Source organism: Pseudomonas farris (genome assembly GCF_019145235.1).
GTDB classification, from domain to species: domain Bacteria; phylum Pseudomonadota; class Gammaproteobacteria; order Pseudomonadales; family Pseudomonadaceae; genus Aquipseudomonas; species Aquipseudomonas farris.
Window position 1 is genome coordinate 270,118 of the sequence record NZ_JAHSTV010000006.1, and the last position, 15,347, is coordinate 285,464.

Annotated in this window: 18 protein-coding genes; 11 read left to right on the forward strand and 7 right to left on the reverse strand. The window is 59.3% G+C overall.

Annotation, left to right across the window (positions count from 1 at the left end; genetic code table 11):
• Nucleotides 1-111: 111 nt before the first annotated feature.
• Nucleotides 112-519, forward strand: coding sequence for an SMI1/KNR4 family protein (locus tag KVG95_RS14835; protein ID WP_008007803.1), 408 nt, complete (start codon nt 112-114; stop codon nt 517-519).
• A 22-nt stretch (nt 520-541) separates the two neighbouring features.
• On the opposite strand, the gene KVG95_RS14840 is transcribed toward KVG95_RS14835, so the two are convergent.
• Nucleotides 542-2,305: a cation:proton antiporter gene (locus tag KVG95_RS14840; RefSeq protein ID WP_217856954.1), complete on the reverse strand. Its 1,764-nt coding sequence runs from the start codon at nt 2,303-2,305 to the stop codon at nt 542-544.
• Nucleotides 2,306-2,502: 197 nt separating this feature from the next.
• On the opposite strand from KVG95_RS14840, the gene KVG95_RS14845 reads away from it, so the two are divergent.
• Nucleotides 2,503-2,985 carry an acyl-CoA thioesterase gene (locus KVG95_RS14845; RefSeq protein ID WP_007896533.1) on the forward strand — a complete coding sequence of 161 codons (483 nt, stop codon included), beginning with the start codon at nt 2,503-2,505 and terminating at the stop codon, nt 2,983-2,985.
• A gap of 144 nt (nt 2,986-3,129) precedes the next feature.
• Here KVG95_RS14845 and pdxY read toward each other — a convergent pair whose 3' ends face one another.
• Nucleotides 3,130-4,002, reverse strand: coding sequence for a pyridoxal kinase PdxY (pdxY, locus tag KVG95_RS14850; protein ID WP_217856955.1), 873 nt, complete (start codon nt 4,000-4,002; stop codon nt 3,130-3,132).
• A 120-nt stretch (nt 4,003-4,122) separates the two neighbouring features.
• Here pdxY and KVG95_RS14855 point away from each other — a divergent pair, with 120 nt between their 5' ends.
• Complete coding sequence (locus KVG95_RS14855) at nt 4,123-4,536, forward strand: DUF3301 domain-containing protein (protein ID WP_217856956.1); 414 nt, start codon at nt 4,123-4,125, stop codon at nt 4,534-4,536.
• 150 nt (nt 4,537-4,686) lie between these two features.
• Here the strand turns inward: KVG95_RS14855 and KVG95_RS14860 are convergent, their stop codons facing one another.
• The gene (locus tag KVG95_RS14860) at nt 4,687-5,658 is read right to left on the reverse strand and encodes a CobW family GTP-binding protein (RefSeq protein ID WP_217856957.1); all 972 of its coding nucleotides are present in this window, start codon (nt 5,656-5,658) and stop codon (nt 4,687-4,689) included.
• 27 nt (nt 5,659-5,685) lie between these two features.
• Here KVG95_RS14860 and KVG95_RS14865 point away from each other — a divergent pair, with 27 nt between their 5' ends.
• Nucleotides 5,686-6,042 carry an NADH:ubiquinone oxidoreductase gene (locus KVG95_RS14865; RefSeq protein ID WP_217856958.1) on the forward strand — a complete coding sequence of 119 codons (357 nt, stop codon included), beginning with the start codon at nt 5,686-5,688 and terminating at the stop codon, nt 6,040-6,042.
• A gap of 4 nt (nt 6,043-6,046) precedes the next feature.
• Here KVG95_RS14865 and KVG95_RS14870 read toward each other — a convergent pair whose 3' ends face one another.
• The 3 genes from KVG95_RS14870 to dksA are packed head-to-tail and all read right to left on the reverse strand — an operon-like array spanning nt 6,047 to nt 8,338.
• Nucleotides 6,047-6,697 (reverse strand): DUF1826 domain-containing protein, encoded by a 651-nt coding sequence (locus KVG95_RS14870; RefSeq protein WP_217857063.1) that lies wholly within the window; start codon nt 6,695-6,697, stop codon nt 6,047-6,049.
• Nucleotides 6,697-7,905, reverse strand: a complete 1,209-nt coding sequence (gene zigA / locus KVG95_RS14875; RefSeq protein WP_217856959.1) for a zinc metallochaperone GTPase ZigA — start codon at nt 7,903-7,905, stop codon at nt 6,697-6,699. The genes KVG95_RS14870 and zigA overlap by 1 nt, the downstream gene beginning before the upstream one ends.
• Before the next feature lie 28 nt (nt 7,906-7,933).
• On the reverse strand, nt 7,934-8,338 hold the full coding sequence (dksA, locus tag KVG95_RS14880; protein ID WP_217856960.1) for an RNA polymerase-binding protein DksA: 405 nt from the start codon (nt 8,336-8,338) through the stop codon (nt 7,934-7,936).
• A gap of 127 nt (nt 8,339-8,465) precedes the next feature.
• Between dksA and KVG95_RS14885 the strand changes: the two genes are divergently transcribed.
• Nucleotides 8,466-8,843: a glutamine synthetase gene (locus KVG95_RS14885; RefSeq protein WP_217856961.1), complete on the forward strand. Its 378-nt coding sequence runs from the start codon at nt 8,466-8,468 to the stop codon at nt 8,841-8,843.
• Here KVG95_RS14885 and KVG95_RS14890 read toward each other — a convergent pair.
• A complete protein-coding gene (locus KVG95_RS14890) occupies nt 8,840-10,048 on the reverse strand; it encodes an N-acetylmuramoyl-L-alanine amidase (RefSeq protein WP_217856962.1) in 1,209 nt (402 codons plus the stop codon). The two genes, KVG95_RS14885 and KVG95_RS14890, sit on opposite strands and share 4 nt — an antisense overlap.
• An 86-nt stretch (nt 10,049-10,134) precedes the next feature.
• Here KVG95_RS14890 and folE2 point away from each other — a divergent pair, with 86 nt between their 5' ends.
• The 6 genes from folE2 to KVG95_RS14920 are packed head-to-tail and all read left to right on the forward strand — an operon-like array spanning nt 10,135 to nt 15,346.
• Nucleotides 10,135-11,031 (forward strand): GTP cyclohydrolase FolE2, encoded by an 897-nt coding sequence (folE2, locus tag KVG95_RS14895; RefSeq protein ID WP_217856963.1) that lies wholly within the window; start codon nt 10,135-10,137, stop codon nt 11,029-11,031.
• Nucleotides 11,028-11,696: a metal ABC transporter ATP-binding protein gene (locus KVG95_RS14900; RefSeq protein WP_217856964.1), complete on the forward strand. Its 669-nt coding sequence runs from the start codon at nt 11,028-11,030 to the stop codon at nt 11,694-11,696. Before folE2 ends, KVG95_RS14900 begins: the two co-directional genes overlap by 4 nt.
• Nucleotides 11,696-12,562 (forward strand): metal ABC transporter permease, encoded by an 867-nt coding sequence (locus KVG95_RS14905; RefSeq protein ID WP_217856965.1) that lies wholly within the window; start codon nt 11,696-11,698, stop codon nt 12,560-12,562. The genes KVG95_RS14900 and KVG95_RS14905 overlap by 1 nt, the downstream gene beginning before the upstream one ends.
• Nucleotides 12,563-12,573: 11 nt before the next feature.
• Nucleotides 12,574-13,449, forward strand: a complete 876-nt coding sequence (locus tag KVG95_RS14910) for a metal ABC transporter substrate-binding protein (RefSeq protein ID WP_217856966.1) — start codon at nt 12,574-12,576, stop codon at nt 13,447-13,449.
• Nucleotides 13,446-14,006, forward strand: a complete 561-nt coding sequence (locus KVG95_RS14915) for a gamma carbonic anhydrase family protein (RefSeq protein WP_217856967.1) — start codon at nt 13,446-13,448, stop codon at nt 14,004-14,006. Before KVG95_RS14910 ends, KVG95_RS14915 begins: the two co-directional genes overlap by 4 nt.
• Before the next feature lie 2 nt (nt 14,007-14,008).
• On the forward strand, nt 14,009-15,346 hold the full coding sequence (locus KVG95_RS14920; protein ID WP_217856968.1) for a dihydroorotase: 1,338 nt from the start codon (nt 14,009-14,011) through the stop codon (nt 15,344-15,346).
• The last annotated feature ends 1 nt before the right edge of the window (nt 15,347 follow it).

Consider the following 15,347-nt stretch of genomic DNA (forward strand, 5'->3'; position numbering starts at 1 on the left):
AATAAAACCCCGGCCTCGGCCGGGGTTTTCTATTTCGCGGTTGCATCTATAGCGAGCTACTGTATAAACCGCCCCAACTAAACCGCGCCATCAAGCAAGAGGATCCCGGACGTGGAAGAAATCATCGAACAACTGCGTGAAGCCAACGAACCGGTACCGGTCCCCTTGGAATTGCCTGACGAAGATCAGATTGTGGAAATCGAAGAGCAACTGTTCATCGACATCCCGTTCGTCTTCAGAGAATTTTTGCTGACCGTCAGCGACGTGGTCTACGGCAGCCTGGAGCCGGTGACCGTCACCGACCCGCAGTCCCACACCTACCTGCCAGACGTTGCTGCCAACGCCTGGGATGCAGGCGTGGATCGCAGCATGATTCCGATCTGCCAGGACGGTGACAATTACTACCTGGTCGAAGAAGACGGCACCGTGGTGCTGTGGCTGGCCGAAGAAGAGCTGATCGCCGAAGAAACCTGGGAATCGGTATGGCACTGGGCGCGGGACGTCTGGCTGGAAAGCTGATCCACCCTGATGCGCCGCGTGGTCAATGCCCGGACGAGTCCTTGTGATTGTCCAGCGTTTCCAGCAAGGCCACCTGCATCCGCGTATGCACGCGAATGAACCAACGCCAGAGCAGCGCCGCCACCGCGGCCGCGACTATGACGATCAGCACCAGCAACTTGTTGGTCGGCAGAATACTGGCCGACAAGGCTGCCAGCAGCAGGAAAATCACCAACAGCGAGAGGATCGGGATCACTTCGGCGATCACCCGACGCACTCGCTGTGTGTGGCGGCCGGCCATTTCCGGCTTCACACCCATCTCTGCCAGCAACATCGACAGCGCCTTGAGCTTGCGATAAGCGGCGATCAGGAACGGCAGTGACAACAGTAACGCCCCGCCCCAGATCAGCGCTTTCTGCCAGCTCGGGTCGCTGATCCAGTCTTGCAGGTAAACGGACATGCGCTCGGCAAAGAACGCGCCCGAGAAAAAGATCGCAATCACCAACGCCAGATTCACCCCTACCTGCAACAGAATCCGCCGAATCATCGACGCCAACAGTGCGCCCTCACCCTGAGGCTGAATGCTGCGCAGCCATTCGCCATACATCCCCAGCACACGGCTCAGGCGCTGTGGCATCACTGCAGCAAGCTTGATCGACAGCGGATCAGCCGCGCGAATCAGATACGGCGTCAATAGCGTGGTTATCACCGAGACGGCCACCGCCACCGGGTAGAGAAAGTTGCTGGTGACCTGCAGCGTCATGCCCAACGCCGCGATGATGAAAGAGAATTCGCCAATCTGTGAAAGCCCCATCCCCACGCGCAGTGAGGTGCGTCCGTCATTGCCGGCGATAAAGGCACCGAGGCCGCAGGACAACATCTTGCCCAGCACCACTGCCACGGTGATCACCGCGATCGGCCAGGCGTATTGCAGCAGGATCATCGGGTCGAGCATCAGGCCTATGGCGACGAAGAAAATGGCACTGAACAAGTCGCGAACCGGCTCGATCAACTGCTCGATCTTCAGCAGTTGCCGCGATTCGGCCATGATCGCGCCGATCAGGAACGCGCCGAGGACCATGCTGTATTCAAGTTTGACCACCAGCAGACAGAAGCCGAAACACAGGCCCAGCACGGTGATCAGCAGCATCTCATTGCTTTCGAATTTCGCCACGTAGGCCAGCAGTCGCGGCACCAGCAGAATGCCTATAACCAGTGCGACAATCATGAACAGTGAAAGCTTGCCGACCGTGGAAAACACTTCGCCGGAACTGACGGTGCCGCTGACCGCGATGCTCGACAGCAACGCGATGATGCCGATACCGAGGATGTCTTCGACAATCAACACGCCGAAGATCAGCTGGGCAAAACGCTCGTTCTTCATCTTCAGATCATTGAGCGCCTTGACGATGATGGTGGTCGAGGAAATCGCCAGGATCGCGCCAAGGAACAGCGAGTCCATGGTATTCCAGTCGAACCAGCGGCCGATTTCATAGCCGATCCAGATCATCAGGACGATTTCCAGGAAGGCCGCGATGAACGCCGTGGCGCCAACCTTGAACAGCTTGCGCAGGCTGAATTCCAGGCCCAGGCAGAACATCAGGAAAATCACCCCGAGCTCGGCAAGGGTTTTGATGGTTGCTTCGTCGTGGATCAGGCTGAACGGTGGCGTATGCGGGCCGATAATGAAGCCGGCGACGATATAACCGAGTACCACCGGTTGTTTGAGACGATGAAAGAGCACGGTCACCACACCCGCGATCAACATGATCACTGCCAAATCCTGAATGAAGCTGATGGCATGCATGGCGTGTGGCTCCTTGGGGTGGGCTTTTGAAGGGTAACATCGCGACTTCCGGCGGAAAGAGGGTGCAATATATGGAAACAGATAGATTCCGGCGTGACGGCGGCCCCCCACCCGGCGTCCCGATAACTGTTGGTTTGAAAAACCAAGCGCCCGCAGAGGTGTAACCCCGAATCCTGCCTTGAACCCGTGAGTACGTTATGGAACCCGGAAACGCCCAGCTGTCGATGACGGTATTGATGACCCCCGACATGGCCAATTTCTCTGGCAATGTCCACGGCGGCACCCTGCTCAAATACCTCGATGAAGTGGCCTACGCCTGCGCCAGCCGCTATGCCGGCCGCTATGTGGTAACCCTGTCGGTGGATCAGGTGATCTTCCGCGAGCCGATTCACGTCGGTGAACTGGTGACCTTTCTGGCCTCGGTCAACTACACCGGCAACACCTCGATGGAGGTGGGCATCAAGGTCGTGACCGAGAACATCCGCGAGCGCTCGGTGCGCCACACCAACAGCTGCTTCTTCACCATGGTCGCGGTGGATGACCAGCGCAAACCGGCCGCAGTCCCGCCGCTGCAGCCGCAGAACAGTGAAGACAAGCGTCGGTACATGCAGGCCCAGCAGCGTCGGCAGATTCGTCAGGAACTGGAAAAACGTTATCAGGACATCAAGGGCGACGCCTGAATTCAGTCAGTTTGACGGTGTTCATTAGATCGTCTTCGCGAGCAAGCCCGCTCCCACAATGGATCTTCAGTGCACACAGATTTCGTGTACGACAGAGAACCAGTGTGGGAGCGGGCTTGCTCGCGAATGGAGTCGACGCGAAGGTCAGAGGCTGATCGCTGTCGCCTCGAACCGCACCCGCGGATGGGCGATCCGGTCCTGCGCCCGCACCAGTTCCAGCTCATAGCTGGCGCAGGCCTGGGTTTCCAGCATCACTTCATGCACTGCCGCCGCGGTGAATTCGAAGGCGCTCACCAGATTGTCACCCTGCAGCACACGCGCCAGGAACAGCCCGGCGGTCAGATCGCCAACGCCCACCGGCTGACGCGGAAACGCCAACAGCGGCCGACGCAGGTGCCAGCTGCCTTCAGCGGTCACCAGCAACATCTCGAAGCCCTCCGCCGGTTTGCCGGGATAGTCCAGGTGCTTGACCAGCACCGCCTTCGGACCACGAGCCAACAGCGCCCGCGCCATGGCCAGGCAATCGAACAATGACTGCGCCTTGCGCCCCGAGAAGCTGTTCAGCTCCAACTGGTTCGGGCACATGAAGTCGGCCATTGCCGCCGCCTCTTCCAGCAGAAAATCGCTGACCTCGGCTGGAACGGTACAGCCCTTCTCCGGATGGCCCATCACCGGGTCGCAGAGGTATAGCGCTTTGGGATTGATCGATTTGATTCGTTCCACGCCCGCGAGAATCGCCCGGCCCTGGGCCGCGCTACCGAGGTAGCCGGACAACACAGCATCGCAATTGCCCAGCTCACCGATCGCCGCGATGCCTTCCACCAGTTCCGGAATCTGATGCGGGGCCAGTACTTCACCGGCCCACTGGCCATATTGCGTGTGATTGGAGAACTGCACGGTATTGAGCGGCCACACGTTCACCCCGACCCGCTGCATCGGGAAAACCGCGGCGCTGTTGCCTGCGTGGCCGAACACCACGTGGGACTGGATGGCGAGCACATGGGGCGTACGTTTCATGCGGTGAGTTTTCCGTCAAACGATTGAAATTCGAGCCGCGCAGTATGCGACTAAACGCAGCCTGTACGACAGACCGGCGACGCAGTTAAGCTGGCACTATCTTGTTGGAGCACCCTGTTGATGCTGACCCTCGGAAATATCTTCGTGCTGATGCTGCTCGCCACCGGTGGCGCGTGGTTGTGGCACAACCACGGCTTGCGCGAACGCGCGCTGGAGCGGGTCATACAGCATTGCGCCAAGCTGCGGATCGAGCTGCTGGACGGCAACGTAGCCTTGAAGAAGATCGCTTTCATTAAAGACGCCAATGGCCGTCGGCGCCTGGCCCGTGTGTATAACTTCGAATTCACCGTGACCGGCGAAACCCGCCACACCGGCACCATCACCCAATTCGGCGCCCATAGCGCGCAGATCGAGCTCGCGCCTTACCCGATGCCGTTCGATGACACACCGCCGGTGGTCGACATCACGAAGCCCAGAGCTGAGGTGATTGAACTGAGTCAGTGGCGGCAAGAACACACGAAGTGGCGTCCTTGAAGGTAGTTGTTGTCGGTTAAATCCATTCGCGAGCAAGCCCGCTCCCACATTTGATCTGTTGTGCTGCACAACTTGTATGCACACCACAGCCCCCCTGTGAGAGCGGGCTTGCTCGCGAAGAGGCCTTCACAGACTGTGCAAAAAAATCAGCTAGTTCGCTTGAACCCTGCATCCCGCCAGACCTTCCTGCAGCACTTCAACAACCTGCGCCTCACTGAAAATCAGCTCGATACGCGAATCCCGACGCCATTCGCTGGGCTGCCAATCCAGTAACGAGTTATCCAGCGCATTCGCCGACACCCAACCCTCGACACTGTGGATAACCAACTTCGCCCGCCGCCATTCAAGGCGCTCAAGCCACTTCCCGATCAATACGGCATCGAATATCTGACTCGGATGCCACCGCCATCCAACGCTCCAGCCACCCTCCTGTGCCTGACTCAAGCAAATCGGCAACGTGGGGTCAGTCCAGATGGCCGGCATCTGCGCCAATCCCTTGGGCACGACAAAGTTATCCACACCCGCGACAGCCTGAGCCCCGAGCCCCGGTAACTCGCTCAACGGCAAGACGGCTTGCTGCGTCCAGTACAAAGGACGCATCGGCAACTGTGTGGCGATTCGCTGGCGATCACTGTCGTCGAGGCCTTCTGCCTTGTTCAGCAACAGCAACCCGGCACTGCTTAAGGCTTGCTGTTGCGCCTCAGGCAGCGGTTTTCCGGCCGCGAGCGCCTGAGCATCCAGCACCAGCACACACGGCTGCACCGCCAGGACGCCTTGCCACGGCGCCTCACTCAATTGCCTGAGCAACTGCGCCGGATGTCCCAGCCCGGAGGGTTCGATGAACAGTCGATCCGGTCGTGCCTTGCGCAGCAACCGCCCGAGGCCGATCTGAAACGGTGCACCATTGACGCAACACAAACAGCCCCCGGCCACTTCCCCCAGTGCGATACCATCGGCATCCTGGGTCAACAGAGCGGCATCCAGACCGATCTGGCCGAACTCGTTGATCAACACCGCCCAGCGCTCACCCACGGGCCGTTGCGCCAGCAGGTGCTTGATCAGGCTGGTCTTGCCGGCACCCAGCGGGCCGGCAATGACGTGGGTGGGAATGTTCTGCAACATGGTCGAGGTTTTCTGAGGAGGTAAAGAATGCGGTTGATGGGATGGTCGTTGCTACTGGCGCTCACATCGGGCGAAGCGCTGGCTCAGGCCTGCGTGGTGCACAGCACGGCTGAGCGGCTCGACGTGAAGGTCTGCCAGCAAAACCGCAGTATCCCGGAAAAACTGTTCGCCGACGGATTCTGCCAGCCGAATCTGCCCGGGCAGAAAGTCGAGGTGCAGTACGTCGACCAATGCCCTACCGGCGCGTTCGGGGTGTGCAGCAATGCTCAAGTCGCCAATATGCCTTACCGGCAGGATATTCACTATTACGGCGTGGCCACCGATGCGGTGTATTTGAAGCCGTTTTGCGAAGCCCAGAGCCAGGGAACCTGGCTCAAACCTTGAACCGCTAACTCAGCCAGTCCAGGGTCAGAATCAAACGACGCTCGCCCGGCGCCGGCTGCGGCGAGCGGTGGATCAAACCAAAGCCTTCGTTGCCGTGCCACTTCTCCCCTTTAAGCAACGCCACTTCGCCGCTGGTGATTTGTTGAATCAGCGAACCGTCCTGTGGTTCCGCCTCAGGTTTGCCTAATTGCCGGCGATCCATCGCCCCTTCTTTCAGCCATTGGCTGCCAATACCTGCGTAGGTGGTGATCAACCGCACCGGCACATGATCGACGTGGAAACGCGGGCACATGGCTTTGTCCAGAACCCGCAGACGCAGGCCGATACGCTGGGCGCCCAACAGGCAGGCGAAGGCGCTGACCAGCCAGGAAACATCGGCGATAAAGCCTTCGTAGCCTTCAAGGTCGCTGAAGCCTGAGGCTAAACCGTGGAGATTGGGTTCGGCGTCATCGCCGGGCATTTCCAGGGACAGCGCCTCGGCCAACGGCTCGTTCAGGGACAACAACAAACGACCGAAATCGGCAATGTGCGCTGGGAGTTGGCGCTGCCAGAGGGCCAGGTTCACGCCGTCGTCCAGAATTCCGGTCAGCGCTTTTGGCGTATCACCTTGAACCTGGCGAATGACCGGTCGCAGCTTCAGACTGGGCGCCAACATCATGCAGCCGCCTCTTCGTGCCAAGGACCAAACGGATCAGGCAGTAACTGCCAGCCCTCGACACCCAAGGCCATCTCAGCATCCGTCAGCAGGCAGTTATCGAGTTCGACGGTGAGTTGCGCGAAATCGATGTTCTGGCCGATAAACACCAGCTCCTGACGGCAATCACCGGTGGCGGCCGTCCAGTTTTCCATGATCCCGGCAGTGCTTTCTTCATCTTGCGGCCACTGGTTTTTCGGCACGAAACGCCACCAGCGTCCGGCAAAACCGTGACGCATCAAGCCGCCGGCCTGGGACCAGCTGCCAGCATCCCTGTGTTTGCTGGCCAACCAGAAAAAGCCTTTGGAACGCAGCAATTTGCCGTTCACCCACGGACGGTCGATGAAGCTGAAGAAGCGCTGTGGATGAAACGGTCGCCGCGCCCGATAAGCCGTGGAGGCGATACCATATTCCTCGGTTTCCGGCACGTGTTCACCGCGCAATTCCTGCAACCATCCCGGCGCCTGAGCGGCTTTTTCGAAGTCGAAGCGCCCGGTGTTGAGGATTTTCTTGAGCGGCACTTCGCCCATGACCATCGGAATGATTTCGGCCTGGGAATTTAGCCGCTCGAGGATCGCGATCAACTCCTGGCGCTCGCTACTGCTGATCAAATCGATCTTGCTGATCAGGATCACGTCGGCGAATTCGATCTGCTCGATCAACAGGTCGGTGATCGAGCGTTCATCCTCCTCTCCCAGGGTTTCGCCACGGGAAGCGAGGCTTTCGGCGGCCTGATAGTCGAGCAGGAAGTTCATGCCATCGACCACGGTGACCATGGTGTCGAGCCGTGCAATGTCGGCCAGACTCTGCCCTTCTTCATCGCGAAACGTGAAGGTTTCCGCCACGGGTAGCGGCTCGGAAATCCCTGTGGACTCGATCAGCAGGTAATCGAAACGACCGTCCTTGGCGAGTTTGCTGACTTCTTCGAGCAGGTCTTCGCGCAAGGTGCAGCAGATGCAGCCGTTACTCATTTCCACGAGTTTTTCTTCGGCACGGTTCAAGCTCACATCGCGTTGAACTTCACTGCCATCAATGTTGATCTCACTCATGTCGTTGACGATTACCGCGACCCGCAAATTATCGCGATTACGTAGTACGTAATTAAGAAGTGTACTTTTTCCGGCGCCGAGAAAGCCCGACAGGACGGTCACGGGGAGACGATTGGGCATCAGGTATTCCTCATCAGGATGTGGCCGGTCAAATCGCACGTTGATGGCGTTCGCGCAGCTCTTCACGTTCTTTGGCTTCAATACACAGAGTGGCGGTGGGTCGCAGCAGCAGGCGCTTGAGGCCGATCGGCTCACCGGTTTCGCGACACCAGCCGTATTCGCCACGAGCCAGGTGTTCGAGGGCTTCGTCGATCTTGTCCAGCAGCTTCTTTTCCCGCTCCAGCAGGCGCAGTTGCCACTGGCGCTGTTCTTCGGCGCTGCCGATATCGGCGGGATCGCTGTGGGGTTCCTGCTCGCGCAACACGTCGAACTCGCCGGCAATGCGCTCCTGCAGCTCGCTGCGCTGAGCCAGTAGCAGGTCGCGAAAGAAGCCTTGCTGGGCATCGTTCATGTAATCGGCGGCGGGTTGAGCGAGCAGTTCTTGTTCAGTCATGGCGGTGGATCATCAGAGCGGGAGTATTTTGATGTTATAGTATAACAATACAAATAAGCCACTCCCCTCTTGCTCGCTGCGACAAAGGGCACGATGCTTTAACCCGTCCGCCCCTTTGAGAAATGCCATGGGAAACGCCCTGAGATTCTCGCTGTTGAGCCTTTCGTTGCTGATCGCGGTCGATGCCAGGGGACAAGTCCCAAGCCTGGCCAACTGCACTCGCAGCGCCAATCTGCTGGCCTGCGTGGATGCCGACGGCAATGCCTACAGCGTTAACACCGTCGGCAACACGATCTATTTGCGCGGCTTCGAAGTGGCCGGCAAACGCCAATGGGCGCAAACCAATAGCCGCTACGGGCAATTGACGTTCTTCACGGGCATCGCGTCCGATGGCGAAGCCTGGGTCGGCTACAACCGCCGGGTTGGCTGGACAACCATCAATCGGTTTTCCAGTTCCGGCGGCAGCAGCGGCAAGTTCACGTGTAGCCGGATGACCGGCTGCTAGGCCTGCATCTTTTTCTGTTCCTGTTGCCAGGCGATGTAGCTGTTCATCGGTGGGTTCTTCTGAAAATAGCGCTGCAACCCTTCGAACAAACCATCGGCCACGGCTTGCTGATGGCGGGCAGTCACCAGTCGCTGACTGTCGCGGGCGTTGGAGATGAAGCCGGTTTCCACCAGAATCGACGGCACATCCGGCGACTTCAACACGGCGAATCCCGCTTGTTCCACGCGCTTCTGATGCAGCGTGGTGATGCCCGCGAGGCTGCCGAGCACCGTACTGCCCAACTGCAAACTGGCGGCGATGGTGGCGTTCATCGACATGTCGAGAATCACCCCGGCGAGCATCGGATCCTTGTCCTTGAGATTGAGCAGGCTGGTGGCGCCTAGCAGGTCTGCACCGTTCTCCCGTTGCGCCATGAAGCGCGCCGTGGCCGAGGTCGCGCCGCCTTCGGACAAACAGTACACCGACGCACCTGAAGCGGTGAGACGCGGTGCCGCGTCCGCATGGACTGAGATGAACATGTCGGCCTTGTGCTTGCGGGCAATCTCCACGCGCTTGCGCAGCGGGACGAAGAAGTCGTCATTGCGCACCAGTTTCACGTCGAAGCCCTTCTCACGTTTCAGCCGTTTGGCCAGCAGCTGGGCGATCGACAGCACCACATCTTTTTCCCGCTCACCTTTGGCACCGACCGCGCCCGGATCTTTGCCGCCGTGACCAGGGTCGACCACCACGATGATGTCGCGCTTGGGGTGAGCCTTGTCGGTGACGGGTTCAGGTTTTTCCATCGGCGCCGCTGCGATCTGTGGCGGCGCATCGGTCTTCAGATCGAGTACCAATCGGTGCCCCTGCCCGTCCTGTGGCGGCAGCAGAAAACTGTTGAGCTGCACCGGGCCGCTGAGGTCAAGGACGACTCGCGTATCGCCCTGACCGAAATGTCCGGAGCGAATTGCGCGAATCACCGTATTGTTGAGTGCCAACTGACTGAAGTCGCCACTGAGATTGGCGCCACTCAGATCGATGATCAGCCGTTCCGGAGCGCTCAGAGAAAACGTCTTGTATTGCACCGGCCCGCTCAGATCGAAGACCAGTCGTAGCTTGTCATCGGAGCGCCACAGTCGTGCATTGCGAATTTGCGTGGCCGACGCACTAAAGGGAAATGCGAAGGCCACGCTGGCCAGAATCAGGTTGAGCAAGTGACGTCTGTGCATGGTGAAAGCCCGCTCACGAAAAAGGCATCGTCGATTTGATTGTTATAATATAACATGCCAAATCAACTCCCACGATGGACCTGCTCATGAATGCGCTGACTCTGCCGGATATCGCCGCGCAGGCCTCACGCCAAGCCCTGCCACTCGATTGGGTGGGCATGTGCGGCATTGCTCTTCCTGTTTTACTCGATGGCCAGCGACTGAGTGCAAAGGTCGACACTGGCGTTAGCCTTGACGATGGAGAGGCGCGCGGCATCCATATGTCGCGGCTGTATCTGGCGTTGGAAATGCTTGAGCAGGAACACCTTTCACCCACGTTGTTGCGGCGAGTCTTGCAGAGTTTTCTCAATACTCATGAGGGACTTTCCCACAGCGCTTACCTAAAAATTCACACCGAACTATTGCTCAAAAGACCCGCGCTCATCAGTCCGCTAGCCGGTTGGAAAACTTATCCGGTGAGCATCGAAGCCAGTTTGAAAAACGCGATGTTCCACGTGGAACTAAAAATTGACGTTCCTTATTCCTCAACCTGTCCGTGCTCAGCGGCACTTTCTCGGCAGTTGATTCAGCAGCAATTCGTTGATGATTTTGCCAACAAGTCACTGCAACACGCCGACGTTCTGGCTTGGCTCGGCTCCACGAAAGGCATCGTCGCCACGCCCCATAGCCAACGCAGCAATGCGCAATTGCAGTTGCGTCTGAACGACTACCTGGATGACCTGCCGCTGATCGCCGCGATCAACGATGCGGAAGCCGCCCTCGGCACCGCCGTGCAAACCGCCGTGAAACGCGCCGACGAACAAGCCTTCGCCCTCGCCAACGGCCAGAACTTGATGTTCTGCGAAGACGCCGCCCGACGCTTGAATCTGGCCCTGAAACGCACCCCGGGCATCAACGCCTTTCACGTGCGAGTCGTTCACGCAGAAAGTCTTCACGCCCACGATGCTGTCGCCGAAAGTCGCTGGAATTGGGAGGCCGCATGATCCAATGCCAAGCCTTGCGCTGGGGCGCTCCCGGTCAACCACTCACTCCGCCGGTGGACTTCCAGTTACCCAAAGGAAGTCTGACCGCCGTCATCGGTGCCAACGGTTCGGGTAAAAGCAGCCTGCTAAAAGTCATCGCCGGTCTGCAAAAGCCACTGACAGGAAAAGTGATCATTGATGTTCCACGCAAAGGCGGCCTTTCATTCCTGGCTCAGCAACAACACCTGGACCGGCAATTCCCCATCAGTCTGCAAGAGTTGGTGGCCGCAGGTTTCTGGGGCAGCAAACAAACTCCGGAAATTCGCAGCCAGCGACTCAAGTCTGCGCTGGAAGACTGGTGTCTGACCGGCCTGGAACACCGCCCATTGATGGCCCTTTCCGGGGGCGAATTACAGCGTGCCCTGCTCGCCCGGTTGAGTCTCGCCGAAGCCCCCTTGCTGCTGCTCGACGAACCTCACGCCGCGCTCGACGAACTCGGCCAGGCGCTGCTCTGGAAACACATCCACGCCTGGCATGCCGAAGGCCGAACCCTGGTCGTGGTGTGTCACGACCTCGCCGCCGTACGCCAACACATCCCACAAGCCCTATTGATCAAAAGTAGCGGCTGCGTCCTCGGCCCCAGTACCGATCTGATTCGCCAACAACCCCAGACGCAGGTGGCTTGATGATCGCTTCCGCTCAGCTTTGGCAACCGTTCCACGAATTCGTGTTCATGCGCCGGGCGTTGCTTGGTGGTCTCGTTCTGGCGTGCAGCACCGCTCCGCTTGGGGTGTTTTTGATCCTGCGGCGCATGAGCCTGATCGGTGACGCGGTGGCTCACGGCATCTTGCCGGGCGCCGCATTGGGCTTCTGGTTTGCCGGGTTGAGTCTGCCCGCGTTGACCATAGGTGGTCTCGGCGCCGGCCTGAGCATGGCCGGACTGGCCGCCTGGATCACCCGCCGCACCGGCCTGCGGGAAGACGCGAGCCTGGCTGCGATCTACCCGATATCGCTGGCCAGTGGCGTGCTGATCCTCGGTATCGCCGGAAAACGGCTGGACCTGTTGCACCTGTTATTTGGCTCGGCGCTCGCGGTCGACGGGCCGACGTTGACCGGCATGATTTGGGTCTCGGGCTTCAGCCTGCTCGCCATGCTCCTCATCTACAAACCCCTGTTGCTGGACACCCTCGACCCGCTCTTTCTGCAAACCGTCAGCCGCCTCGGGCCATTGGCTCATGGGGTATTTCTGACGCTGGTGGTGCTGAACCTGGTGATCGGTTTCCAGGCCATCGGCGCCCTGATGGTGGTCGGTTTGATGATGTTGCCGGCGGCGGCTTCTCGCTTCTGGAGTCGTCGCTTGCCGGTACTGATCGCCATCGCCGCACTGCTCGGCTGCCTCTCGGTCTGGTTCGGCTTGTTGCTGTCGCTTTATTACTCACTGCCCAGCGGCCCGGCGATCGTGCTGGTGGCTGGCGGCTTGTATTTGCTGTCCGTGGTGTTCGGTCCGGTGCACGGTTTGTTGCGCCGCCCGCCTTTGCTCACATCCCAATGAGGTGTTGCCCGATGCGCGCTTTACTCGTGCTGTTCAGTTTGATGCTGTCGATGTCGTTGTCTGCCGCGGAAAAACTCCAGGTAGTCACCAGCTTCAGCATCCTCGCCGACATGACCCATCAGGTCGGCGGCGACCATATTCAGATCACCAACATGGTCGGGCCGGACGCCGATGCGCATACCTACGAGCCGACTCCGGACGATGCCAAGGCATTGCTCAAGGCCAGATTGATCATCAAAAACGGACTAGGTTTCGAGCCATGGCTGGACCGTCTAGTGACCAGCACCGAGACCAAAGCTGCAGTCATCAGCGCCAGCCACGGGGTCATTCCACGCTCGCTGGATGAAGACGGCGAAACCATTCCCGACCCACATGCCTGGCACAACCTGGCGAACACCGAGTTGTACATCAGCAACATCACCAAAGCCCTGATCGCCGCCGACCCTGCCAACAGAACCGACTACGAACACAACAGCCAGGCCTATCTGAAAAAGATCTACGCCTTGCTCGCCGAGGCCAAAGCCAAGCTCGGTTCGCTGCCGCCGGGTAATCGCAAAATCGTGACCTCCCATGACGCCTTCGGCTATCTCGGTCAGGCTTACGGCATCGACTTCATGGCGCCACAAGGTCTGTCCACCGAGCGCGAACCGTCGGCCACCGAAGTCGCTGCGCTGATCACGCAGATCCGTCAGGCCAAGGTCAAAGCGGTGTTCATGGAAAACATCAAGGACGCACGCCTGCTCAAGCAAATCGCCGATGAAAGCGGCGCGCATATCGGCGGCACGCTGTACTCCGATGCCCTCGCGGCGAGCGGCCCGGCCAGCACGTTCGCCGGGTTGTTCGAATACAACCTCAACACCTTGTATGAGGCGTTGAGCAAGCCATGATCCGCAAGAATCCTTCAGGTGATCTGCCGTCGATTGCGGAGTCGGCGTATGTGGATAAAACCGCCATCATCTGCGGCAAAGTGGTGATTGGCGAGAACGTGTTCGTCGGTCCGTACGCGGTGATTCGCGCCGATGAAGTGGACGACTCGGGCGAGATGGAGCCAATCACCATCGGCGCCAATTCGAACATTCAGGACGGCGTGGTGATTCACTCCAAGTCCGGCGCGGCGGTGACAATCGGCGAATTCAGCTCCATCGCCCACCGCTCCATCGTGCATGGCCCCTGCACCGTCGGTAACCGAGTGTTCATCGGGTTCAACAGCGTGCTGTTCAACTGCGAAGTGGGCGACGGTTGCGTGGTGCGGCACAACTCGGTGGTCGACGGTCGTGACTTGCCTGAAGACTTCTACGTGCCCTCCACCACGCGCATCGGCCCCAACACTGACTTGTCGCAGTTCCCATCAGTTAGCGTCAGCGCTTCGGAGTTTTCCGAAGACGTGGCGCGCACCAACGTCGATCTGGTGCGGGGCTACAAAGCCCTGCAAAACGAGTTCTGACCATGAGCAGCGTGCTGATTCGCAATGCCCGGCTGGTCAATGAAGGTCGTGAGTTCGACGGTGATTTGCTGGTAAGCCACGGTCGCATCGTCAAGATCGCCAGCAGCATCGAAGGTGAAACGGCCACCGTGGAAATCGATGCCAACGGCCAATGGCTACTGCCGGGCATGATCGATGACCAAGTGCATTTCCGCGATCCCGGAGCGCCAGACAAGGGCAGCTTCCATACCGAGTCTCGAGCGGCGGTGGCCGGCGGCATCACCAGCTTCATGGACATGCCCAACACCTCCCCGGCCACCCTGACCCTCGCCTCGCTGGCCGACAAGAAGCGTCGAGCGGCGACAAGTTCAGTGGCCAATTACGGTTTTCATTTCGGCGTGAGCAATGACAATCTCGACACGGTTGCCGCGCTCAATCCTTGCGAGGTGGCCGGGGTCAAAGTGTTCATGGGCGCCTCCACCGGCAACATGCTGGTGGACGATCCACGGATTCTCGAGCGACTCTTCGCCGAGGTGCCGACCATTTTGTTGGCTCACTGCGAACACACGCCGAGCATTGAGGCCAATGCCGCGAACCTGCGAGAGCTGTTCGGCGAGCACCTTCCGCCAGCCGCTCACCCGCTGATCCGCAACGCCGAAGCGTGCTTTCGTTCCTCCTCTATGGCCGTTGATCTGGCCAAACGACACGGCACCCGGTTGCACGTTTTGCATCTGACTACCGCGCGCGAACTGGCGCTGTTCGAAGACAGACTGCCGGCACAGAAACACATCACTGCCGAGGTTTGTCTGCACCACTTGCTGTTCGACGATCGCGACTACCCGAGCCTCGGCAACCTGATCAAGTGCAACCCGGCGATCAAGACCCAGGCCGACCGCGATGCGTTGCGCAAAGCATTGTTGAGCAATCGACTGGATGTGATCGGCAGTGATCACGCGCCTCATACCTGGGCCGAAAAACAGCGCCCCTACAGCCAGGCGCCGTCCGGTTTGCCGTTGGTGCAACACGCCCTGCCCGCGCTGCTGGAACTGGTGGCCGATGAAGTTTTGCCGATCACCACCCTTGTGGCCAAAACCAGTCACCGGGTCGCCGATCTGTTTGCCATTCCTGACCGCGGCTACCTGCGCGAAGGCTACTGGGCCGACCTGGTGTTGATCAAACCCGAGCCCGATGGCCTTGCCGTTTCCCAGCAGCCGATCCTTTCGCAATGCGGCTGGACGCCCTTCACCCACCATCGTTTTCGCCACAGCGTCACCACCACGGTCGTGTCGGGGCAAATTGCCTGGCACGACCAACGTCTAAATGACAGCTGCCAGGGTTTAGCCCTACGGTTTATGCGCTAGC